Source organism: Brenneria tiliae, from assembly GCF_023347575.1.
Taxonomy (GTDB): domain Bacteria; phylum Pseudomonadota; class Gammaproteobacteria; order Enterobacterales; family Enterobacteriaceae; genus Brenneria; species Brenneria corticis.
The window spans coordinates 149,453-170,642 of the sequence record NZ_JAKPCB010000095.1 but is presented as its reverse complement, the minus strand read 5'-3'; the positions used below and the strand labels follow the sequence as shown (position 1 = coordinate 170,642).

The window sequence follows — 21,190 nt, the reverse complement described above, 5'->3', positions numbered from 1 at the left end:
TCATACTTCAAGCTGCATGTGCGTTGGCTACGCTCAGTCACCCGAATCACTTACTTGAGTAAGCTCATCGGGATTCCTTCCCTTGCCGCCTTCCTGCAACTCGAATTATTTAGGGTATATACGTCGCTCAATTTTCCTGTAATAACTCGGGCAGATTGTTATCACCATATAAATGCAGGGCGCCGACCGCAACCACATAGTTTCCGGGCGGCAGCGCCTGAAGTTGCCGTTGCCAGCGGCGGTTGCGCTGGTTCATCAGCAGGTCGGTCATTTCATTGCCGAAGGTGGCGGGAATTTTCGGGGTCAGTTTGCCGGGTTTGCTGTCCAGCCACCAGCCCACCATGGTTTGCAGCAGGCGGGCGTTGATGTGCCAGTGCCTGATGGTATCTTCCAATAGCGGCAGACCGCCCTGCGGCAGCTGTTGCAACAAATCGACCTGCGTTTGCTGCCCCTCAAGCTCAATAACGTTCAGCCCCTGCGCCTTGGCGGCGTTTATCAACTGATAGTCGATGCCGTAATCCGGGCGCAGCCCCAGCACCTGCGCCTGACGGGCCTGGAGCATCAGCGCCGCCTGCCAGGCGGGCAGGCGATCGATAAGATTTTCGCTGAAAGAGAGCGTTTGGCAGATTTGCCGTAGCTGAGCGTAATCCTCCGCGGCGAGGCGTTCCGCCAGGGGGGGCTCAGACTCGGTATGCGCGAAAGGCGAAGCGGAATCGGCGATATCGGCTTCGACAATCAGCGCCGTGGCGCCTTTTAGCTGTTTAAGCAATTCATCGGGCAGGGGAGCCATATCCATACTGCCCATATGAATACTGCCGACCAGATGGAGCTGGCGCTGGTCCGCCAACTGGACGTCCACCGCCGGATAGGCGTAAGTCAGCGGCGAGATAAACCCGAGAAACGTCGCCATTCTGCGCAGCAGTTGCCCCATAGATCCTGTCTCCTGATATCAACAGGTCTATGCTAAACGCTAAACGGGATAAGTTGTACCGCTAATCGGCTGAAAAATGCTTATCCCCGGCCTTACGCTTGCGGCTTGAAACACAGCAGGCGGTTGGCGTTGCCGACCACGGTGATGGACGATAATGCCATCGCCGCGCAGGGCAGTATGGAGCATTAATGATCCACCGGGCGCACATACAAGGTGATACCTTCAACGGCAATGACTTCGATATGCGTGCCGGCGGCCAGATCCTGTTCCGCTTTCACCCGCCAGGTGCTGTCGCCAATTCTGACGCGTCCGAAACCGTCCACTACGGGTTCGCTCAGCGTGGCGCGCAGCCCGACCAACTGCTGCCCGCGCTGATTCAGCGTCGACGGCGGGCGGGCGAGCGTGCGTTTGCGTAGCCAGTACCACCACAGCAAGGCGGTGATAATGGTCAGCAGCGCGAATGCGATGCCCTGCCACGGCCATCCTATCGGCGTTAGCCAGACCAGTAACCCGACCACCACCGCGGAGATCCCGCTCCACAGCAGGTAGCCGCTGGCGCCCAGCATCTCGGCCGCCAGCAGCAGACCGCCGAGCGACAGCCAGAACCAGTGCGCATTTTCCATCACCAGTTCGATATCCATTATTGACTCCGTTTGTCCTGGCTATCCTTGATCAGTTCGGTAATACCGCCGATAGCGCCCATCAGGTTGCTGGCTTCCAGCGGCATCATAATGACCTTGCTGTTGTTGGATGAGCCGATTTGTTGCAGCGCGTCGGTATATTTCTGGGCCACGAAATAGTTGATGGCCTGGATATTGCCCGCGGCGATCGCCTCGGACACCATTTTGGTCGCCTGCGCTTCGGCTTCCGCCGCACGTTCACGCGCTTCCGCCTCTAAAAAGGCGGACTGGCGCTGGCCTTCCGCTTTCAGGATCTGCGACTGTTTCTCCCCCTCGGCGCGCAGAATGGCGGCCTGGCGAACCCCTTCGGCCTCAAGAATATCGGCGCGTTTGTTACGTTCCGCCTTCATCTGCGCGTTCATCGCCGCAATCAGCTCGGCCGGCGGGCGCACGTCGCGGATTTCGATACGGGTGATTTTAACGCCCCAGGGGTTGGTGGCCTCATCGACGATATGCAGCAGACGGCTGTTTATGCTATCGCGCTGGGAGAGCATTTCGTCCAGCTCCATCGAACCCAGCACCGTACGAAAGTTGGTCATGGTCAGGTTGACGATCGCCTGCTCCAGATTGCTGACTTCATAAGCGGCGCGCGCCGGATCGATAACCTGGATAAAACAGACCGCGTCGATCGCCACATTGGCGTTGTCGCGTGAAATGACCTCCTGCGACGGGATATCCAGCACCTGCTCCATCATATTGATTTTGCGGCCGACGCGATCCATAAACGGCACCACCAGATTCAGCCCCGGCATTAATGTTTTGGTGTAGCGGCCGAAGCGTTCGACGGTCCATTGATAGCCCTGCGGGACGATTTTAATGCCTGACCAGACAAGGATCAGCGCAACAAAGATCAAAATAGGGATGACGGTAAGCATTATCTAAAACCTCCTGATTGTTTTATCTGCCGTTAGTGTAACCCAAGCGTAGCCGGAATCAGTTGGCTGTGTGGTTATTTCCCACCGTTTTGTCGCCTTTGGCATCCTTTGCCGCGTTAGCGTAAAACCCCGCGCAATGAATTGCCTGACAAGTTTGATAAGTTTGTCGTATTAGACAAGTTTGGAAAGTTTTTGCTACGGTGATGCTGCGCAATCGATTGACTTAATTCTTGGTCTATATCCGGCGATGCATCCGTGCTGTGGCAACGGCGTCTCTGGGAATGCTGTTAATCAGGAGTATGCGATGAACCTTTCACCTGCAATAAACGAGTCACCGACAACCGCTCCCGCATCGCCTCCGGTAGCTATCTCGATGAGAGGCGTAAAAAAGCAGTTTCTGGATCACGATGAAAACGTGGTGGATGTGATTAAAGATATCTCGATTGATATCTATCACCGGGAATTTATCAGCATTGTCGGTCCCAGCGGATGCGGCAAGAGCACCATGTTCAATATGATTGCCGGCCTGTTGACGCCCACCGCCGGCGAGATCCAGGTATTCGATCAATATTACGCCATGCCCAAGAAAGGCCGGGTGGGCTATATGCTGCAAAAGGATCTGCTGTTTCCCTGGCGCACCATCCTCGATAACGTCTGCCTGGGGCTGGAAATCAGCGAAGTGCCGAAGAAAGAGCGCCATGAACGGGCCATGGACTACCTGTTGAAATATGGTCTGGGGGATTTCGCCCATGCCTATCCGTCCACGCTCTCCGGCGGAATGCGCCAGAGAGCGGCGCTGATCCGTACGTTGGTGACCGACCCGGACATCATTCTGCTCGATGAGCCTTTCTCCGCGCTGGATTACCAGACCCGGCTGGTGCTGGAAGAGGAGATCCTGTCGATCCTTAACGAATTCGGCAAAACGGTGGTGCTGATCACGCACGATATCGGCGAAGCCATCTCCATGTCCGATCGCATCGTGGTGATGTCGCAGCGGCCGACGTGGAATAAAAAAACCTATGAAGTCGGCCTGGCCAAGCAACACGGCTCCGCCATGGGCGCCCGCAAAGATGCGCGCTATCAACAGTTTTTCGATGCGATATGGGCTGATATGGATATTCAACTGGGAGGTCGGCCATGAACATACCCGTTACCGCGGCGGATAAAACGCGTTCCAACCCGTCGGCGGCGAACCGGCGGCGCAAAAAGAAATGTCTGTCGTTGCTGAAAGATAATAGCTGGCGGGCGCTGATCCTTATCGGGATGGTGGCGCTGTGGCAGTACGGCGTGGATAACGGCATGGTCAATGCCTTTCTGATGGGATCTCCGGCGGGGATCTGGCATGAGTTTGTCCGTTTGCTGGCTAACGGCGAACTGCTGACCAATACCTATTTCACGGTGTACGCCACGGTGATCGGCTTTGTGCTCGGCAGCCTGCTGGGGTCATTGTCCGGGCTGCTGCTGTGGTTTTCACCTACGCTGGCGCGCATTCTCGATCCGTTCTTTATCGCCCTGAACGGACTGCCGAAAATTGCGCTGGCTCCCATCATTATTATCTGGTTCGGCTCCGGGCTGTTTTCCAAAATCGCCCTGGCGTTTATCGCCACCTACATCGTTGCGCTGTTGTCGGCGTGGCAGGGGACACATCAGATTGATGACAGCCAGGTGAATTTGATGCGTTCGCTGGGCGCCAACAAGAACCAGATTTTCCGTAAGGTGGTGATCCCCTCCACGCTGCCGTGGATTATCTCCGCCTTTCGTCTGAATATCGGTTTCGCGCTGATTGCCGATATCGGCGGGGAATTTATCTCCTCGGATTACGGCCTGGGAAAAATGATTTTCGTCGCCGGCAATCTGTTCAACCTCAACGTGGTGTGGGTCGGCGTCTTTACCTTGCTGTTCGTCGCTATCGTGCTTTATCTGCTGGTTATCCAGCTACAGCGCTGGCTGCTGCCCTGGGAACGCCAGTCCGTTAATCGTTAGTCATGCCGTTTGCCTGTTCCGTTACCATTAGCCGAAGGAATTCACCGATGAATAAAATTGTTTCATGGCTGTGCGCCGCTCTCTTTACCCTGGGGTCCGCAGGCGGTTTTGCCGCTGATGGCAAGGCTGAACGCGTGCTGGTAACCGAAGCGTTTCACTCGCTGCTGTATCTGCCGGTCTATGTGGCGAAACATCAGGGAATCTTCGCTCAGAACCAGATCGATGTGGCGACCATTCGTTCGGCCGGCTCCGGCCCCACCGCGCTGGCGGCGGTGCTGTCCGGCGAGGCGCAGTTCTCGGTTCACGGTCCCGAACATGTGGGATTCGCTCAGCAGAAAGGCGGTAAAGCCAAAGCCGTCAGCGCCGTCGCCAACAGCGCGCCGGTGTGGATACTGGCCAGGCCGGATTTTACCTTTAATTCGCCGGCCGATCTGAAGGGAAAACGGCTGGTTTCCGGGCTGGCGCCCGGCACGTCCAATACGCTGTTGCTGCGTTTACTACAGCAGCAGGGTTTGGATCCCAAGAAAGACGTCACGATCAACGAAGTGCAGAATGGTTCCGAACTGGGACCGTTGCTGGCCGGCAGAGCGGACGCCGCGGTGGTCTATGAGCCCCAGACGGATCAGGGCGTGGAGCAGGGGCTGAAAGTGGTTTACGACTTTACCCGTGATTACCCCGAGTATGCTTTCTCCACCATCAATACCTCGGAGAAAACCATCACCGACAATCCGCAGCTGGTTGCGCGTTTCGTCAAATCCATCAACGAATCTCTGGCTTTTATTCACCAGCACCCGGATGAAGCGAAAAAGGTGGCCCGTCTGGAATTCGCTTCCCTGGACGGCAAGGTGGTGGACGCGGCGGTTCAGCGTATGATCGACAGCAATGTCTATCCCGCCAATGCGGTTATTTCACCTTTGGCATTCACCACCGCGATCGACATCCAGAAATTCGTCGGCAATATCACGCAGGATATGCCTTATGAACAGATTGTGGATGGCCAGTTCGCCGGCAAACCCTGATAAGGAGAGGCATTATGAAAAATGTGTTGGACCATTCGCCTTTTGCCACCATTGCCGCCACCCGGCGGCTGTTGGCGGCACGCAAAGTCTCTCCGGGAGAGTTGCTGCATCATTTTCTGGCGCGCATCGACGAGCGGGATACTCAGATCAAGGCCTGGCGCTATCTCGATCGCGACGGCGCCAGACGGCGGGCGGCGGAGCTGGATCGGCAGATGGCGGCGATTGCCTGCAAGCCGGCGTTATTCGGCATTCCCTATGGCGCCAAGGATATCTTCCATACGCGCGGATTGCCCACCGAAGGCGGTTCTAAAGTCCGTCAGGGAATGATCTCCAGCGAGAACGCCAGCGTTATCGATCGGCTGGATAAGATGGGGGCGCTGTTGCTGGGCAAGCTGACCACGACGGAGTTCGCCAATTTAGGCACGCCGCCCGAAACCGGCAACGCCTGGAATCCGCAGCATACGCCCGGCGGTTCAAGCAGCGGTTCCGCGGCGGCGCTTGGCGCGCGTATGGCGCTGATGACGCTGGGGACGCAGACGGCCGGATCGCTGTCCCGTCCGGCGGCGTTTAACGGCGTCACGGTGCTTAAGGCGACCTACGGGCGCATCAGCAAGGCAGGGGTTATCCCCGCCAGCTGGTCGCTGGATCACGTCGGCGCCTTTACTCACACCGTTGAGGATGCGGTGCTGGTGTATAACGCGCTGTCGGGTCCCGATCCGCGGGATGAGACCACTCAGAACCTGCTTTACACGCCGCTGCAATTAAGGGAGAAGCACGATTATACTGTCGGTATCGTGGAACATCCGTGGTTTGCCGACGTGGATGACGAGATCGGCGTCGCCTGCCGGCAGGCGATGGACCAACTGGCCGGACGCGGCGTTCGGCTGCGACGCATCGAGTTGCCGGAGAGTTTTGCCGCGGCCTGTCAGGCGCATCAGATCGTGATGCAGGCCGAATGCGCGGCCTATCACCGCACCACGTTTCTGCAAACGCCGGCGTTATTCGGCGCTTATTTACAGGAGTTCCTGCAACAGGGGGGGGCTATTTCCGCCCATGAGTATTTGCAGGCCCAGCAGACGCGGGCCCGTTACCGCTCTGAACTGGCGGAGCTGTTTGAGCAGGCGGATATCCTGATGACGCCGGCCACGCCGACGCTGGCGCCTTATAGCCTGGAACTTACCGGTTCGCCGGCGTTTAATATGCCGTTCACCAACGCCGGTGTGCCGACGCTGGCGCTGCCGGTGGGTTTTTCCCGTTCGGGATTGCCTATCGGCATGCAGTGGGTCGCCCGGCACGGTAATGAACAGGCGCTGGTGGATCTGGGGCTGTACTATCAGCAGATGACCGATTGGCATGCCTGTTTACCGCCGGTGTGCCAGCAATGAAAATAAGCCGCCCGCCAGTTTATCCGGCGGGCCGCCGCCAGCGGCGTTGAAAAATGCTCCAGGCATTTTTTTATGACGGGCTATCCCTGCCCGTCACCCTGGGGGCCGCCGCCAGCGGCGTTGAAAAATGCTCCAGGCATTTTTTTAAGCGCACGGTTTGTGCGTGTAGTCTTTTCCGGTTAACCAGGATTGCGTGTTATGTACGATAAGTTATTGACGGTTTCTGATGCGGCGAAAATGCTGGGGATCTCCGCCAGCACTCTGAGGCGCCTGGAGGAAAACGGCGAAGTGAAAACCTATGGCCTCAAAGTGGTTTACACCCCCGGCGGCCAACGCCGCTATCTGGCCGATGAAATCCAGCGCATTTATTCACAGACCGGGTTTGCCAGTAAAATCGGCTTTGGCTCGAAGGCGGCCGTCCTGATACGGGACGTGACCTATGCCTTTATGGATTCGGGATCCACGCTGGCGATCAATACGTCGTTTAATAAAACCGCGCTGTGCCGGTTGCTGGAACTGGCCAGGCAACGCCAATCGCCGACGGTATTTACCCGCACGATTTATCGGCAAGATCACCATTTTTCGCGGATGTGGGGGAAAAAGTTTTCTTCTATCACCGTCCTGGCGGAAGATGCCTACCTTAATCGGATCGATGCTGCGCTGGAAAGCGTTGCTTTCGATCGGATGCAGTCCACCTGCTATATCTCCGATTTGCACGGTCACGATCTGACGATGTGGCTGAAACAACAGGGGGTGGATACGCTTATCCTGGGAGGCGTGACCGCCAGCGGCAGTCTGCGCGCCACTGCGATTGAAGCGTTCCAGGCGGGGTTTCACGTGGTATTGCCGCGGGAGATTACCGGCGACAGAAGTCAGTCCGTGCTGGATTTCACCCTATTGGATCTTAACGCCCGCTATGCGGATGTGCTTGGCATTGACGAGGTGCTCGGCTGGCTGGCCGAACAGCCGGTTGCGGCGGAGCAGGAGCAGGCGTAGCTCGCGCATCACATATCCAATTCAATATCATTAGGATCAGCGCAACAAAAATCAAAATAGGGATGACGGTAATTTGGCAGGTTCATTCGAATACCGAGGACTATTACGGTGTTCTGGATAGTTATTCCATCAAGACAGTGCAGAGAACTGGCTTGTTCTTCCGTTGGGCCTAAAAGAGTGCGAGTATTTATTTAGCCGGAAGTCTTTGGGTTATATCTTCGTTTTAATGTCCGTACAATCCAAAACAGCAGCTTATAAGAGAGATAAGTGCATATCAGAGACACTAAAATGATGGCAATCATTAAGCTGTTAAACGCACTTCCATTGGGGAAGATGTTCACAACCCCGGCCAGCCACATAATTCTTTCCTCCGAAAAACGGGTGAAAATTAGCGTGCTAATAATTTGCAGCCAGAACAAAAGGAAGATGATAAAGATACATATGTTTCTGATTGTCTTCATGACAGTTCTTTTTTTGTTCATCGCACTTCTCTTTTTTGTTTATGATGAATTATTATAGCGTAAATATTGTACTGAACAGTTTACATTATATCAACTTTAATAACAGGGTATTCAATGTCTTACATGTTGGAAGTGAAGGATAAAATGGAGGCCGATCACCAACTTGCCCTCCAATTGGAGCGGGCCCTGCAAGGCGTCAAGGAAATTGCTAAAGAGCAAGTTCAGGTATTGAATAATGGTATTGAAAGGGCAAGCTGGTGGAGTTCCTGTTTTTTTGATAGTTATCAGGATGTTTGTGACAATCTCAAGCATGAAGATAAAAGAATGGTCCAAGCCGTTATCAAAATGTTTAAAAGTAATGACATTATCTTTGAAATGGTCAAACTTTACGTAGACTCAATCCTGAGTAACGCCAGTCTTTCAACGATTAATAAAATTAGCCAATCTTTATTAAAAGTTTCATCAAGTTATGCATCTGCAAAACTAACCAACAATACTGTTTCTTATGTGGTTGCTAAAGCCGCATGTGAATCTTTTGGATTTGTTTTTTCCGTGAGGCAAGGGCTAAATAAATATTTAAATGGTGCTCTTATGACGTTAACGGGATATGGAAAAGTTGCTCATGCCGCTAGTGCAGCGAACCGTTTAAAATCCGCCAACCCGAACTACTATCACATACTGTATGCGAATAATATTGAAATGCTGTATTTTTTAGTTGAGCCGCATTTTTCCAATAACGCTTACTTTTCAAAAATTATGTTAAGTGAGGATGAAGTAGTGTCTCTGGTGGAAAGTTTAATCCGGTGATTGGCGTATGAAAAAATTCTTAAAATACACCTTTATTGATTTGTGCTTCGAGCTCCTTCCCATTATTGCAATAATAGCGATTGCCATTTTTTCCGTAAGCTTTTTCCCTGACCATTGGCACTATATTACTGGTACGGGAATAGTGGTCGTTTTTATTTTATTATGGAAATTCGCCAAAAAGCCCTGGTAAACGCTGAAGTGTCGTTCACTACCGGGCTCACATATCCAATTCAATATCATTAACGGGCATGCAGCAGCAGGGCAGGATTTCTCCCTGCTGAATGCAGGCCAGCGGCGTCTGGCGGTAGGCGACCTGGCCTTTCAGCAGACGCAGGCGGCAGGAGCCGCAGTACCCGGAGCGGCACTGGTATTCGACGCTCACCTGATGGGACTCCAGCACATCCAGCAATGAATTGCCCGCGTCCGCGCAGGTCAGCTGCGCACCCGAGGCGCGCAGGGTGATGGTTGCGTTATTCATGGCGGTTAAAGCTGGAAATCACTCAGGTCGTCGGCGTTCATTTCGGAATCAATCTGACCCACCAGATAAGAGCTGACCTCCACTTCCTGCGGCGCGACCTGGACGTTATCGGACACCAGCCAGGCGTTGATCCACGGAATGGGGTTGGTGCGCGTTTCGAACGGCAGCGCCAGGCCCACCGCCTGCATACGGATATTGGTGATGTATTCGACGTACTGACACAGAATCTCTTTGTTCAGGCCGATCATGGAGCCGTCGCGGAACAGATAGTCGGCCCACTCTTTTTCCTGCTGGGCGGCGAGCACGAACAGGTCATAGCACTCCTGCTGACATTCCACGGCGATTTTAGCCATGTCAGGGTCGTCGTGGCCGGAGCGCATCAGGTTCAGCATATGCTGGGTGCCCGTCAGGTGCAGCGCCTCGTCGCGGGCGATCAGCTTGATGATTTTGGCGTTGCCTTCCATCAGTTCGCGTTCGGCGAAGGCGAACGAGCAGGCAAAACTGACGTAGAAACGGATTGCTTCCAGCGCGTTGACGCTCATCAGGCACAGATAGAGTTTCTTTTTCAGCTCATACAGATTAACGGTAACGGTTTTGCCATTCACCTGATGGGTGCCTTCGCCCAGCAGGTGGTAGTAGCTGGTCATTTCGATAAGCGAATCGTAGTAGCCGGAGATGTCCTTGGCGCGCTTGAGGATCTCTTCATTGGTCACGATGTCGTCAAACACCACCGACGGGTCGTTAACAATGTTGCGGATAATATGGGTGTAGGAGCGCGAGTGGATGGTTTCGGAAAACGCCCAGGTTTCCACCCAGGTTTCCAGTTCCGGGATGGAGATCAGCGGCAGCAGCGCCACGTTGGGGCTGCGGCCCTGAATCGAATCCAGCAGCGTCTGGTATTTCAGGTTGCTGATGAAAATGTGTTTCTCATGATCAGGCAGCGCCTGGTAGTCGATGCGATCGCGGGAAACGTCCACCTCTTCCGGGCGCCAGAAGAAGGAAAGCTGTTTTTCGATCAGCTTTTCAAAGATTTCGTATTTTTGCTGATCGAAACGGGCAACGTTAACCGATTGACCGAAGAACATGGGTTCGAGTAGCTGGTCGTTTTTATTCTGTGAAAATGTGGTATAGGCCATTGTTTTCTCCTAAAAAAATGCCGGGAGCATTTTTTAACGCCGCTTGCGGCGGCCGTAGGGGCGGGCATGGATAGCCCGCCATAAAAAAATGCCGGGAGCATTTTTTAACGCCGCTTGCGGCGGCCCACAAAGCGTGGTTGCAGGGATTGCCCGCGATAAAAAACGCAGAAGCTGCGTAGCACCTGGGGCGCCTGAATCAACCCCACCCCAACCCTCCCCTTCGCAGGGGAGGAAGTTTAGCGCCTCCCCCTGATAAGGGGGAGGGTGGGAGGGGGAAAGGCTTAAATCTTACAGGCGCCGCCTTCGCAACCGTCGTCCTGCGGCTGTGCCGTCAGGTCGTCCTGCGCGTCTTCCGCGCCGTCGCGGGTGTTCTGGTAGTAAAGCGTTTTAACGCCGAATTTATAGGCCGTCAGCAAATCTTTCAGCAGTTGCTTCATCGGCACTTTTCCCGACGGGAAACGCGACGGATCGTAGTTGGTATTGGACGAAATCGCCTGATCGACAAATTTCTGCATCAGGCCGACCAGTTGCAGATAGCCGTCGTTGTTCGGCATTTCCCACAGCAGTTCGTAAGCGTCTTTCAGATTTTCATATTCCGGCACCACCTGGCGCAGAATGCCGTCTTTGGACGCCTTCACGCTGATATGTCCGCGCGGCGGCTCAATGCCGTTGGTGGCGTTGGAGATCTGCGAAGAGGTCTCGGACGGCATCAGCGCGGAGAGCGTCGAGTTGCGCAGGCCGAACTCCTTAATCTCATGACGCAGCGTTTCCCAGTCATAGTGCAGCGGTTCGCTGCAAATCGCGTCGAGATCGCGCTTGTAGGTGTCGATGGGCAACACCCCCTGGGAATAGGTGGTTTCGTTGAACCACGGGCAGGCGCCTTGCTCGCGCGCCAGCACGTTGGAGGCTTTCAGCAGATAATACTGAATGGCCTCAAAGGTTCTGTGCGTCAGGTTGTTGGCGCTGCCGTCGGAGTAGCGCACGCCGTTTTTCGCCAGATAGTAGGCGAAGTTGATAACGCCGATGCCCAGCGTACGACGGCCCATGGCGCCGCGTTCGGCGGCGGGGATCGGGTAGTCCTGATAATCCAGCAGGGCGTCCAGCGCGCGTACCGCCAGCGTCGCCAGCTCTTCCAGATCGTCCAGGCTGTCGATGGCGCCGAGGTTGAACGCGGAGAGCGTACACAGGGCGATTTCGCCGCTGTCGTCATTCACGTCGTTCAGCGGCTTGGTCGGCAGCGCGATTTCCAGACACAGGTTGGACTGGCGCACCGGCGCAATCTGCGCGTCGAACGGGCTGTGGGTGTTGCAGTGATCCACGTTCTGAATATAGATACGGCCGGTGGAGGCGCGTTCCTGCATCATCAGCGAGAACAGCTCGACCGCCTTGATACGCTGCTTGCGGATGCTGTCGTCCTGCTCGTATTGCACGTACAGACGCTCGAACTCGTCCTGATCGGCGAAAAACGCGTCGTACAGCCCCGGCACGTCCGACGGGCTGAACAGGGTGATATCCCCGCCTTTGACCAGGCGCTGGTACATCAGCTTGTTAAGCTGCACGCCGTAGTCGAGATGGCGCACGCGGTTGCCTTCCACGCCGCGGTTGTTTTTCAGCACCAGCAGGCTTTCGACCTCCAGATGCCACAGCGGGTAGAACAGCGTCGCCGCGCCGCCGCGCACGCCGCCCTGGGAGCAGGATTTGACGGCGGTCTGGAAATGCTTATAGAAAGGAATACAGCCGGTATGGAAGGCTTCGCCGCCGCGGATCGGGCTGCCCAGCGCGCGGATGCGCCCGGCGTTGATGCCGATGCCGGCGCGCTGGGAAACGTATTTTACAATGGCGCTGGAGGTGGCGTTGATGGAATCCAGGCTATCGCCGCACTCGATCAGCACGCAGGAGCTGAACTGGCGGGTCGGCGTACGCACGCCGGACATGATCGGCGTCGGCAGCGAGATTTTGAAGGTGGAGATGGCGTCGTAGAAGCGTTTGACGTAATCCAGCCGGGTTTCGCGCGGATAGCCGGAGAACAGGCAGGCGGCGACCAGGATATACAGGAACTGGGCGCTTTCGTAGATATCGCCGCTGACGCGGTTCTGCACCAGATATTTCCCTTCCAACTGCTTGACGGCGGCATAAGAGAAGTTCATATCGCGCCAGTGGTCGATAAAGCCGTCCATCGCGGCGAACTCTTCCGCGCTGTAGTCGTCCAGCAGATGCTCGTCGTATTTGCCCATATCGACCATTTTTCTGACGTGATCCAGCAGCGCGGGCGGTTCAAACCGGCCGTAGGCTTTTTTGCGCAGGTGGAAAATCGCCAGCCGCGCCGCCAGATACTGGTAGTCGGGGCTTTCACGGGAGATCAGATCGGCGGCCGCCTTAATGATGGTTTCATGGATGTCCGCGGTGCGGATACCGTCATAAAACTGGATATGGGAGCGCAGTTCCACCTGAGAAACAGAGACATTGTGTAATCCTTCCGCAGCCCAGGTAATGACTCGGTGGATTTTATCCAGATTGATTCTTTCTTTACTGCCATCGCGTTTGGTTACTAGCAGGCTCTGGTTCATGGGAAGTAACACCTATCCGTTTTTTTAACCCCGTATTGACTGTGCCACACAAAAAAAAACGCCAGGCACGGTAGTACCTTTTCGTTCGCTGTAAACACAATATGTAGGGGGGTGGGTTTAATTTGATAACAAGATAATGATAAAAACCGGTTATTGCAAGTGAGCAAAAACGGGGTAAATTGTGGATAACTTGGGTAGGAAATGTTATTGATTCGCTAAATACCGGTGCGCTAGCGGCCTCTGGCATTGTCAATGCGTGGGGATAAAAAAATAAATATTTGATCGCTTGCCGCTTTCTTGTTCGCGACGAAAATCGTCATCTTTTGATCAAATCATAAAAACGGCAATGATACTCGGAATCGTCTGATTATCAAGCTGCTGGTTGCCAGTTTGGCAACTGCGGCGCGGTCGGCTATAATGTTGCCAACTTGGCAATTATGGTGAATGGATATGCACCTTATTTCAATGAAAACCATTGTCGAAGCCTCTCGTCGCTTCCCGCAATATGCTGAGGATCTGATGAAGCTGGGAAGGGTAATAGAGAAAGGGAACTTCCCTGCGCCGGACGAATTAAAGAAAGTTTATCCGTCACTGGATAACTTTAAATACCTGGATAAACACTACGTCATTAACGTGGCCGGGAACGAATTGCGGGTTATTGCGCTGATATTCTTTGCCGGACAGAAGTTTTACGTTCGCGAAGTAATGACCCATGCTGAATATGATCGGTACACGGCTTTACGCCGGGGGAAAAAGAAATGATCGCTGATGCGCTGAAAGCCACTGAAGAACTGAAAGCCGCTGTGCCGCTGCTGGCGGGGAGCACCAGCGAAAAAGATTACCGCGACGCCCTGGCGTTGGTGGAACATCTCCTGACGCACGATCCGTCGAGCCCGCTGCTGGATATGGTCTGCGTCAAAATCGCCGAATATGAAAACAATCTGCCGGAAGTGGCTGAGTTTCGTAAACACATGGCGGCGTTGCCGTCCGGCATCGCCGTTCTGAGCACGCTGATGGAACAATACCATCTGAAACAACAGGATTTCCCTGATGAGATCGGCAGCAAATCTCTGGTATCCCGCATTCTGAAAGGTGAACGTCAGCTTACCACCGAGCATATTCGCAAACTGTCGCAACGTTTTGGGATCTCGCCGGCGTTGTTTATCTGACCCACGCCTGGCAGGTAAACTGTCCTTCAGCGCCCGGACAGTTTACCTTTACTCACCAATCAGCCTGTTCATCATCGGCGCATTCAAAACGGCATTACGCGTCGCGCCGGGTGTGCAGCATATAATTCACGTCCACATTGGGGCCGAGCTTAAAGCGGTCGGTCAGCGGGTTGTAGTGTAATCCGGTGATATGTTTTTCGCGCAGCGGTGTGGCGTCGACCCACTCAATCAGCTCGGCCGGACGGATGAATTTTTTAACGTCATGGGTGCCGCGCGGCAGCATCTTCAGAATATATTCGGCGCCGACCACCGCCATCAGCCAGGCCTTGGCGTTACGGTTAATGGTGGAGAAAAACACATGGCCCCCCGGCTTGACCAGATTCGCGCAGGCGCGCACCACCGACTGCGGGTCGGGAACGTGCTCCAGCATTTCCATACAGGTCACCACATCATATTCGCCGCTGTGCGCCTGGGCGTGCGCCTCGACGGTTTCCTGAATGTAATTCACCGCCATGCCGCTTTCCAGCGCGTGTAAACGGGCCACCTGCAAAGGCTCTGCGCCCATATCCAGCCCGGTGACGTCGGCGCCTTCCCGCGCCATGCTTTCGGCCAGAATGCCGCCGCCGCAGCCTACGTCCAGCACTTTCTTGCCGAACAGGCCGTCGGCGCGCTGCGCGATATAGCCCAGCCGCAGCGGGTTGATGCGGTGTAACGGTTTGAATTCCCCCTCCAGATCCCACCAGCGTGAAGCAATGGCTTCAAATTTGGCAATTTCCTGCTGGTCGACGTTCGGGGTTTGATTTTCTGCATTCATCTGCAATTACGACCTTTGGTTATTTTCATCTTCCGCGAGTATATCGTCAGCGCCGGTAATGTTGTAGCCGTCATCGAATTTCCCGCTCCGCGCCTAAAACGCATCCCCTTTATCAGGCGGCGGGGAGTTTCCCCCAAAACCGCGCTTTGTGATATACTTTTTCACCTTTTGAACTCGGGTAGATGCATAAATAGAGGGATAGCGGCTCCATGAGCGACCTTGCCAGAGAAATCACACCGGTCAACATTGAAGAAGAGCTGAAAAGCTCGTATCTGGACTATGCCATGTCCGTTATTGTCGGGCGTGCGTTACCAGATGTTCGTGATGGACTAAAACCGGTACACCGCCGCGTACTGTACGCGATGAGCGTATTGGGCAACGACTGGAACAAACCGTATAAAAAATCAGCCCGCGTGGTCGGGGACGTGATCGGTAAATATCACCCGCATGGCGATACCGCGGTATACGATACTATTGTGCGTATGGCGCAGCCTTTCTCGCTGCGCTATATGCTGGTCGACGGACAGGGCAACTTTGGTTCGGTTGACGGCGACTCCGCCGCGGCGATGCGTTATACCGAAGTCCGCATGGCGAAAATCGCCCATGAACTGTTGGCCGATCTGGAAAAAGACACCGTTGATTTTGTGCCGAACTATGACGGCACGGAGCAGATTCCCGACGTTATGCCGACCCGTATACCCAACCTGCTGGTTAACGGGTCTTCCGGTATCGCGGTCGGGATGGCGACCAATATTCCGCCTCATAACCTGACGGAAGTGGTGAACGGCTGTCTGGCCTATATCGACGACGAAAACATCAGCCTTGAAGGCTTGATGGAGCACATTACAGGGCCGGACTTCCCGACCGCCGCCATTATCAATGGCAAACGCGGTATCGAGGAAGCCTACCGTACCGGACGCGGCAAGATTTATATTCGCGCGCGCGCCGAAGTGGAGGCCGACGCCAAAACCGGGCGTGAAACCATCATCGTGCATGAAATTCCGTATCAGGTGAACAAAGCGCGCCTGATTGAAAAAATTGCCGAACTGGTTAAAGACAAGCGTATTGAGGGCATCAGCGCGCTGCGCGACGAGTCCGATAAAGACGGTATGCGCATCGTTATCGAGATCAAGCGCGATGCGGTGGGCGAGGTGGTGCTGAACAATCTGTATTCCCAGACCCAGTTGCAAACCTCTTTCGGCATCAATATGGTGGCGCTGCATCAGGGCCAGCCGAAGATCATGCCGCTGAAAGATATTCTTTCCGCCTTTATCCGCCATCGCCGCGAAGTGGTCACCCGCCGGACTATTTTCGAACTGCGCAAAGCCCGCGACCGGGCGCACATTCTGGAAGGGCTGGCGATTGCGCTGGCGAATATCGATCCGATTATCGAACTGATCCGCCGCGCGCAGTCACCGGCGGAAGCAAAAGCCGGATTGATCGCTGAGTCCTGGGAACTGGGTACGGTTGCGGCGATGCTGGAGCGTGCCGGCGACGATGCCGCGCGCCCTGAATGGCTGGAGCCGGAGTTCGGCATCCGCGACGGCCGCTATTATCTGACCGAACAGCAGGCGCAGGCGATTCTGGATCTGCGTTTGCAGAAACTGACCGGCCTGGAACATGAAAAGCTGCTGGACGAATATAAAGAGCTGCTGGCGCAGATTGCCGAGCTGCTGTATATCCTGGCAAGCCCGGAACGGCTGATGGAAGTGATCCGCGAAGAGCTGGAAGCCATCAGGGATCAATACAGCGACGAACGCCGCACCGAGATCACCCACAATACCGCCGACATCAATATTGAAGACCTGATCTGTCAGGAAGACGTGGTGGTGACCTTGTCGCATCAGGGTTACGTCAAGTATCAGCCGTTGAGCGACTATGAGGCCCAGCGTCGCGGCGGACGCGGTAAATCCGCAGCGCGCATCAAGGAAGAGGATTTTATCGATCGTCTGCTGGTCGCCAATACCCACGATACCATCCTGTGCTTCTCCAGCCGCGGCCGCCTGTACTGGATGAAGGTTTATCAGCTGCCGGAAGCCAGTCGCGGAGCGCGCGGCCGGCCCATCGTCAACCTGCTGCCGCTGGAGCCGAACGAGCGTATCACGGCGATCCTGCCGGTGCGGGAATATGAAGAAGGGCGCCATGTGTTTATGGCCACCGCCAGCGGTACGGTGAAGAAAACCGCGCTGACCGAATTCAGCCGTCCGCGCAGCGCCGGTATTATCGCCGTTAATCTGAACGACGGCGATGAACTGATCGGCGTGGATCTGACCGACGGCGGCAACGAAGTGATGCTGTTCTCGGCGCACGGCAAGGTGGTGCGCTTCTCCGAAGGGGCGGTTCGTTCCATGGGCCGTACGGCCACCGGGGTGCGCGGCATCAATCTGCAGGGCGAGGACCGCGTGGTGTCGCTGATTATTCCACGCGGCGACGGCGACATCCTGACGGTGACGCAGAACGGCTTCGGCAAGCGCACCGCCGTCAGCGAGTATCCGACCAAATCCCGCGCCACCAAGGGGGTTATCTCCATCAAGGTGAGCGAGCGCAACGGCAACGTTGTCGGCGCGGTACAGGTGGATACCGCCGACCAGATCATGATGATTACCGATGCCGGCACGCTGGTTCGTACCCGCGTTTCCGAAGTCAGTATCGTCGGGCGTAATACTCAGGGCGTTACGCTGATCCGCACGGCGGAGGATGAGAACGTGGTCGGTCTGCAACGTGTCGCCGAACCGGTGGAAGATGAAGAGTTGGATGACGTGGTGAAAGTCGAAGGTGAAATTGCCGAAGACGAAGACGTCGCCGACGATATCGATACCGATGACGACATCGTGGAAGATGATGAATAATCCGGGGTATCGGGTTGTTGATCGCGGCTCCCCGCTCTGGCGGGGATGACGACACTGAGCCGGCGCGTGATGCGCTGGCTTTTTTTATGCGGTATCGGTAGTGTATCGGCAGGTCCCGCGGGGCATTACTTCTTTCACAATGCAATGGTATCCACTTGAAATATTTGGCCTCGTTCCATACGACATTAAAAGTTTCCCGTTATTTATTTCGGGTGCTGGCGACTATGCTGTGGGTGCTTGGCGCGCTGATATCGCTTTTTTATATCAGTAAGGCGCTGAATGAAAAAGAGTCGGAACTGCGGCAGGAATACAATCTGAGCTTCGATCAGTCTCAGGGATATATTCGCCATGCGGCCGATATTGTGCGCGAGCTTAAATATTTAGCCGCCAACCGCCTGATAAACGTCGAGGGCAATCAGCCCCGGCGGACGAGCGAAGATGCGGCGTTACCTATTTATCCGTTATCGCCGGGAGCGAATTGTTCGGTTAATGAGGGTGAAAATAACGATCCCCTGGCGTCGTTGAATGATTTTTTTAATGGCTGGCGCGAAAACTTTTCCGCGGTGTACGATCTTAACCGGGTCTTTTTCGTCGGCGGCGATCGACGCTGTATGGTTGATTTCGGCATCCGCAATCAGGCGCTCGACCGTGATAACCTGCTGAAAAACGTGCAGGATCGTTTTCTGGAGCAGAAAAATACCATCCAGTCGGTGGCGCGGGACGAAACCGTCTACTGGATTACCCCGGCCTCAATTCCGGACGTCGGTTATCTCTACGCGCTGACGCCGATTTATGTCGATAATAAGCTGGAAGTGATCATGGGGATTGAACAGACCATCCGCCTCGATGACTTCGTGACCCTGGGAAAATTCCCGATAAACGCCAAGCTGCTCAATCAGTATAACCAGACCGTTTTGCAGTTTTCCGAAGGGGCCGGGCGCCACGCCTCTTCGGTGAACAGCTATCCGATAGAGCATAATTACTTTGGCTATGTGAACGGCTATGATGAAATTATTCTGAAAAAAAACCTGCCGCCCACCGCGTTCAGCATTATTTATTCGCTGCCGCTAAAGGTGCTACTGTCCCATATCGGCGGGCTGATAATGAATATGGCGCTGCTCAACGCGCTGTCGGCCATCTTGCTGTTTGTGCTGGCGTGGATTTTTGAGCGCAAGATGCTGTTGCCCGCCGAAGTCAATGCGTTTCAATTAGAAGAAAACGAACAGTTCAACCGCAAAATCGTGGCATCCGCCCCGGTGGGGATTTGTATTCTGCGGATTAATGACGGCACGAATATTCTCAGCAATGAGCTGGCGCATAATTATCTTAATCTGCTTACCCATGAGGATCGTCTGCGTATTACCCGTATTATCTGCGAGCAGCAATCCAAATTCGTCGATGTGATGACCAGCAGGAACGATCACCTGCAAATCAGCTTTGTTCACTCCCGCTATCGTAATGAGAATGTAGCGATTTGCGTGCTGCTGGACGTCAGCGCCCGGGTCAAAATGGAAGAGTCGCTACAGGAGATGGCCAACGCCGCGGAGCAGGCGAGCCAGTCCAAATCGATGTTTCTGGCCACGGTGAGCCACGAATTGCGCACGCCGCTGTATGGCATTATCGGTAACCTGGACTTATTGCAAACCAAGGCGCTGCCCAAGGATGCGAACCGTCTGGTGGCGGCGATGAATAATTCATCCTCGCTGCTGCTGAAAATCATCAGCGATATCCTCGACTTTTCCAAGATTGAATCGGAGCAGCTGAAAATCGAGCCCTGTGATTTCGCGCCGCATGAGGTTATCAGCCATATCACCAGCAACTATTTGCCGCTGGTGGTGAAAAAACGCCTGTCGCTGTACTGCTTTATCGACCCGAATGTGCCGGTGAGCCTGTCCGGCGACCCGGTGCGTTTACAGCAGGTGCTCTCCAATCTGTTGAGCAACGCCATCAAATTTACCGATACCGGATGCATTATTTTCCAGGTGGGCTGTCGCGACGGCTATCTGGAGTTTCTGGTGCGCGATACCGGTATGGGGATCCCGGCCCGTGAAACCATGAAATTGTTTGATCCCTTTTTTCAGGCGGGGAGCGGCGTGCAGCGTCATTTTCAGGGAACCGGGCTGGGGCTGGCCATCTGCGAGAAGCTGGTCAACCTGATGGACGGCGATATTACCATCGAGTCGGAGCCGGGGCTGGGCAGCCAGTTTGGCGTCCGGATCCCCCTCTATAAGGCGCGCTATGTTTCGGTGGCGATTAACGACGCTTTGCAGGGAAAAATGTGCTGGCTGATGGTGCGCAATGTCCGGCTGGAGTCCTATCTGCTGGCTTTTTTACAGGCGCACGGGGTGCAGGCCTGTCGCTATCAGCGCCAGACGATCGGCGCTGATGATGTGATCATCAGCGATTATACGCCTGCGCAGACGTTCGAGGCGCGGGCGCATATCGTGATGAGCGGCGCACATACCGGCTCGGCGCAGGAAGTCAGCCCCGGCCGCTGGTTGCACAGTACTTCGACGCCACAATATTTGCCTGATTTACTGGAGAAAATTTACCTTCCGGAGGCGAGCGACGCATCGCATTCCGCGCTGTCGTCGCCGTTGACCAACTATGGCCGTATCGAGAATGGCGATATCATGATTCTGGTGGTGGACGACCATCCGATCAACCGCCGTTTGCTGGCGGACCAGCTCGGATCGCTGGGATATATGGCGCTTACGGCGAATGATGGCGTCGATGCGTTAAGCGTATTAAGTAAAAACACCGTTGATATTGTGCTGACGGACGTCAATATGCCGAATATGGACGGTTACCGCTTAACGCAACGCCTACGCGAATTAAAGCGGACTTTCCCGGTGATCGGCGTTACGGCGAATGCGCTGGCGGAAGAGAGGCAGCGCTGTTTACAGTCGGGCATGGATAATTGTCTCTCCAAGCCGGTGACGCTGGATACCCTGCAGCAGACGCTGTTTTACTACAGCAACGTGGTGCGCCAGGCGCGGGAAGCGTCGGCGTCGCCGGAAACCTGAACCGCCGTCAAGGA

At 54.9% G+C, this 21,190-nt stretch carries 17 protein-coding genes and 1 pseudogene; 10 read left to right on the top strand and 8 right to left on the bottom strand.

Annotated elements, in window-relative coordinates:
- Nucleotides 1–127 precede the first annotated feature (127 nt).
- The 4 genes and pseudogenes from MFP24_RS09400 to MFP24_RS09390 all read right to left on the bottom strand — a co-directional run bounded on the left by MFP24_RS09400 (nucleotide 128) and on the right by MFP24_RS09390 (nucleotide 2,486).
- On the bottom strand, nucleotides 128–931 hold the full coding sequence (locus tag MFP24_RS09400; RefSeq protein ID WP_249230057.1) for a TraB/GumN family protein: 804 nt from the start codon (nucleotides 929–931) through the stop codon (nucleotides 128–130).
- A 92-nt stretch (nucleotides 932–1,023) separates the two neighbouring features.
- Nucleotides 1,024–1,098, bottom strand: a pseudogene (locus tag MFP24_RS24390) (hypothetical protein); the annotation flags it as partial.
- Between the two features lie 18 nt (nucleotides 1,099–1,116).
- Nucleotides 1,117–1,572, bottom strand: a complete 456-nt coding sequence (locus tag MFP24_RS09395) for an NfeD family protein (protein WP_249230058.1) — start codon at nucleotides 1,570–1,572, stop codon at nucleotides 1,117–1,119.
- Complete coding sequence (locus MFP24_RS09390) at nucleotides 1,572–2,486, bottom strand: SPFH domain-containing protein (RefSeq protein WP_009113905.1); 915 nt, start codon at nucleotides 2,484–2,486, stop codon at nucleotides 1,572–1,574. Before MFP24_RS09390 ends, MFP24_RS09395 begins: the two co-directional genes overlap by 1 nt.
- A gap of 373 nt (nucleotides 2,487–2,859) precedes the next feature.
- Here MFP24_RS09390 and MFP24_RS09385 point away from each other — a divergent pair, with 373 nt between their 5' ends.
- The 6 genes from MFP24_RS09385 to MFP24_RS09360 all read left to right on the top strand — a co-directional run bounded on the left by MFP24_RS09385 (nucleotide 2,860) and on the right by MFP24_RS09360 (nucleotide 9,137).
- Nucleotides 2,860–3,627, top strand: coding sequence for an ABC transporter ATP-binding protein (locus MFP24_RS09385; RefSeq protein ID WP_040343348.1), 768 nt, complete (start codon nucleotides 2,860–2,862; stop codon nucleotides 3,625–3,627).
- Nucleotides 3,624–4,469 (top strand): ABC transporter permease, encoded by an 846-nt coding sequence (locus MFP24_RS09380; RefSeq protein WP_249230059.1) that lies wholly within the window; start codon nucleotides 3,624–3,626, stop codon nucleotides 4,467–4,469. Before MFP24_RS09385 ends, MFP24_RS09380 begins: the two co-directional genes overlap by 4 nt.
- Before the next feature lie 47 nt (nucleotides 4,470–4,516).
- Complete coding sequence (locus MFP24_RS09375) at nucleotides 4,517–5,488, top strand: ABC transporter substrate-binding protein (protein WP_249230060.1); 972 nt, start codon at nucleotides 4,517–4,519, stop codon at nucleotides 5,486–5,488.
- A gap of 14 nt (nucleotides 5,489–5,502) precedes the next feature.
- Nucleotides 5,503–6,873 (top strand): amidase, encoded by a 1,371-nt coding sequence (locus MFP24_RS09370; protein WP_249230061.1) that lies wholly within the window; start codon nucleotides 5,503–5,505, stop codon nucleotides 6,871–6,873.
- Between the two features lie 198 nt (nucleotides 6,874–7,071).
- Complete coding sequence (locus tag MFP24_RS09365; RefSeq protein ID WP_249230062.1) at nucleotides 7,072–7,869, top strand: isochorismatase family protein; 798 nt, start codon at nucleotides 7,072–7,074, stop codon at nucleotides 7,867–7,869.
- 575 nt (nucleotides 7,870–8,444) lie between these two features.
- Nucleotides 8,445–9,137: a hypothetical protein gene (locus MFP24_RS09360; protein ID WP_249230063.1), complete on the top strand. Its 693-nt coding sequence runs from the start codon at nucleotides 8,445–8,447 to the stop codon at nucleotides 9,135–9,137.
- 217 nt (nucleotides 9,138–9,354) lie between these two features.
- On the opposite strand, the gene yfaE is transcribed toward MFP24_RS09360, so the two are convergent.
- The 3 genes from yfaE to nrdA form a co-directional block, all read right to left on the bottom strand.
- Nucleotides 9,355–9,615, bottom strand: coding sequence for a class I ribonucleotide reductase maintenance protein YfaE (gene yfaE, locus MFP24_RS09355; protein ID WP_136165291.1), 261 nt, complete (start codon nucleotides 9,613–9,615; stop codon nucleotides 9,355–9,357).
- A 5-nt stretch (nucleotides 9,616–9,620) separates the two neighbouring features.
- Nucleotides 9,621–10,751, bottom strand: a complete 1,131-nt coding sequence (gene nrdB / locus MFP24_RS09350; protein WP_249230064.1) for a class Ia ribonucleoside-diphosphate reductase subunit beta — start codon at nucleotides 10,749–10,751, stop codon at nucleotides 9,621–9,623.
- A gap of 281 nt (nucleotides 10,752–11,032) precedes the next feature.
- Complete coding sequence (gene nrdA / locus MFP24_RS09345; protein ID WP_249230065.1) at nucleotides 11,033–13,318, bottom strand: class 1a ribonucleoside-diphosphate reductase subunit alpha; 2,286 nt, start codon at nucleotides 13,316–13,318, stop codon at nucleotides 11,033–11,035.
- Between the two features lie 450 nt (nucleotides 13,319–13,768).
- Between nrdA and MFP24_RS09340 the strand changes: the two genes are divergently transcribed.
- Both MFP24_RS09340 and MFP24_RS09335 read left to right on the top strand, forming a co-directional pair.
- Nucleotides 13,769–14,080 (top strand): type II toxin-antitoxin system HigB family toxin, encoded by a 312-nt coding sequence (locus MFP24_RS09340; RefSeq protein ID WP_249230066.1) that lies wholly within the window; start codon nucleotides 13,769–13,771, stop codon nucleotides 14,078–14,080.
- A complete protein-coding gene (locus MFP24_RS09335) occupies nucleotides 14,077–14,487 on the top strand; it encodes a helix-turn-helix domain-containing protein (protein ID WP_249230067.1) in 411 nt (136 codons plus the stop codon). Before MFP24_RS09340 ends, MFP24_RS09335 begins: the two co-directional genes overlap by 4 nt.
- 94 nt (nucleotides 14,488–14,581) lie before the next feature.
- Here the strand turns inward: MFP24_RS09335 and ubiG are convergent, their stop codons facing one another.
- The gene (ubiG, locus tag MFP24_RS09330) at nucleotides 14,582–15,301 is read right to left on the bottom strand and encodes a bifunctional 2-polyprenyl-6-hydroxyphenol methylase/3-demethylubiquinol 3-O-methyltransferase UbiG (RefSeq protein ID WP_249230068.1); all 720 of its coding nucleotides are present in this window, start codon (nucleotides 15,299–15,301) and stop codon (nucleotides 14,582–14,584) included.
- Nucleotides 15,302–15,510: 209 nt separating this feature from the next.
- Here ubiG and gyrA point away from each other — a divergent pair, with 209 nt between their 5' ends.
- Together gyrA and rcsC are read left to right on the top strand one after the other, a co-directional pair.
- Complete coding sequence (gene gyrA / locus MFP24_RS09325; RefSeq protein WP_249230069.1) at nucleotides 15,511–18,150, top strand: DNA topoisomerase (ATP-hydrolyzing) subunit A; 2,640 nt, start codon at nucleotides 15,511–15,513, stop codon at nucleotides 18,148–18,150.
- Nucleotides 18,151–18,305: 155 nt separating this feature from the next.
- Entirely contained in the window at nucleotides 18,306–21,176 is a 2,871-nt protein-coding gene (gene rcsC, locus MFP24_RS09320) for a two-component system sensor histidine kinase RcsC (protein WP_249230070.1), read from the top strand.
- Nucleotides 21,177–21,190 lie beyond the last annotated feature (14 nt).

What these genes read in the sequence shown, in the direction of transcription:
- gyrA (WP_249230069.1), top strand. Translation starts at nt 15,511, where the DNA reads ATGAGCGACCTTGCCAGAGAAATCACACCGGTCAACATTGAAGAAGAG.
- MFP24_RS09395 (WP_249230058.1), bottom strand. Translation starts at nt 1,572, where the DNA reads ATGGATATCGAACTGGTGATGGAAAATGCGCACTGGTTCTGGCTGTCG.
- ubiG (WP_249230068.1), bottom strand. Translation starts at nt 15,301, where the DNA reads ATGAATGCAGAAAATCAAACCCCGAACGTCGACCAGCAGGAAATTGCC.
- MFP24_RS09335 (WP_249230067.1), top strand. Translation starts at nt 14,077, where the DNA reads ATGATCGCTGATGCGCTGAAAGCCACTGAAGAACTGAAAGCCGCTGTG.
- MFP24_RS09400 (WP_249230057.1), bottom strand. Translation starts at nt 931, where the DNA reads ATGGGGCAACTGCTGCGCAGAATGGCGACGTTTCTCGGGTTTATCTCG.
- MFP24_RS09370 (WP_249230061.1), top strand. Translation starts at nt 5,503, where the DNA reads ATGAAAAATGTGTTGGACCATTCGCCTTTTGCCACCATTGCCGCCACC.
- MFP24_RS09340 (WP_249230066.1), top strand. Translation starts at nt 13,769, where the DNA reads ATGCACCTTATTTCAATGAAAACCATTGTCGAAGCCTCTCGTCGCTTC.
- MFP24_RS09390 (WP_009113905.1), bottom strand. Translation starts at nt 2,486, where the DNA reads ATGCTTACCGTCATCCCTATTTTGATCTTTGTTGCGCTGATCCTTGTC.
- MFP24_RS09360 (WP_249230063.1), top strand. Translation starts at nt 8,445, where the DNA reads ATGTCTTACATGTTGGAAGTGAAGGATAAAATGGAGGCCGATCACCAA.
- MFP24_RS09380 (WP_249230059.1), top strand. Translation starts at nt 3,624, where the DNA reads ATGAACATACCCGTTACCGCGGCGGATAAAACGCGTTCCAACCCGTCG.
- yfaE (WP_136165291.1), bottom strand. Translation starts at nt 9,615, where the DNA reads ATGAATAACGCAACCATCACCCTGCGCGCCTCGGGTGCGCAGCTGACC.
- nrdB (WP_249230064.1), bottom strand. Translation starts at nt 10,751, where the DNA reads ATGGCCTATACCACATTTTCACAGAATAAAAACGACCAGCTACTCGAA.
- nrdA (WP_249230065.1), bottom strand. Translation starts at nt 13,318, where the DNA reads ATGAACCAGAGCCTGCTAGTAACCAAACGCGATGGCAGTAAAGAAAGA.
- MFP24_RS09375 (WP_249230060.1), top strand. Translation starts at nt 4,517, where the DNA reads ATGAATAAAATTGTTTCATGGCTGTGCGCCGCTCTCTTTACCCTGGGG.
- MFP24_RS09365 (WP_249230062.1), top strand. Translation starts at nt 7,072, where the DNA reads ATGTACGATAAGTTATTGACGGTTTCTGATGCGGCGAAAATGCTGGGG.
- MFP24_RS09385 (WP_040343348.1), top strand. Translation starts at nt 2,860, where the DNA reads ATGAGAGGCGTAAAAAAGCAGTTTCTGGATCACGATGAAAACGTGGTG.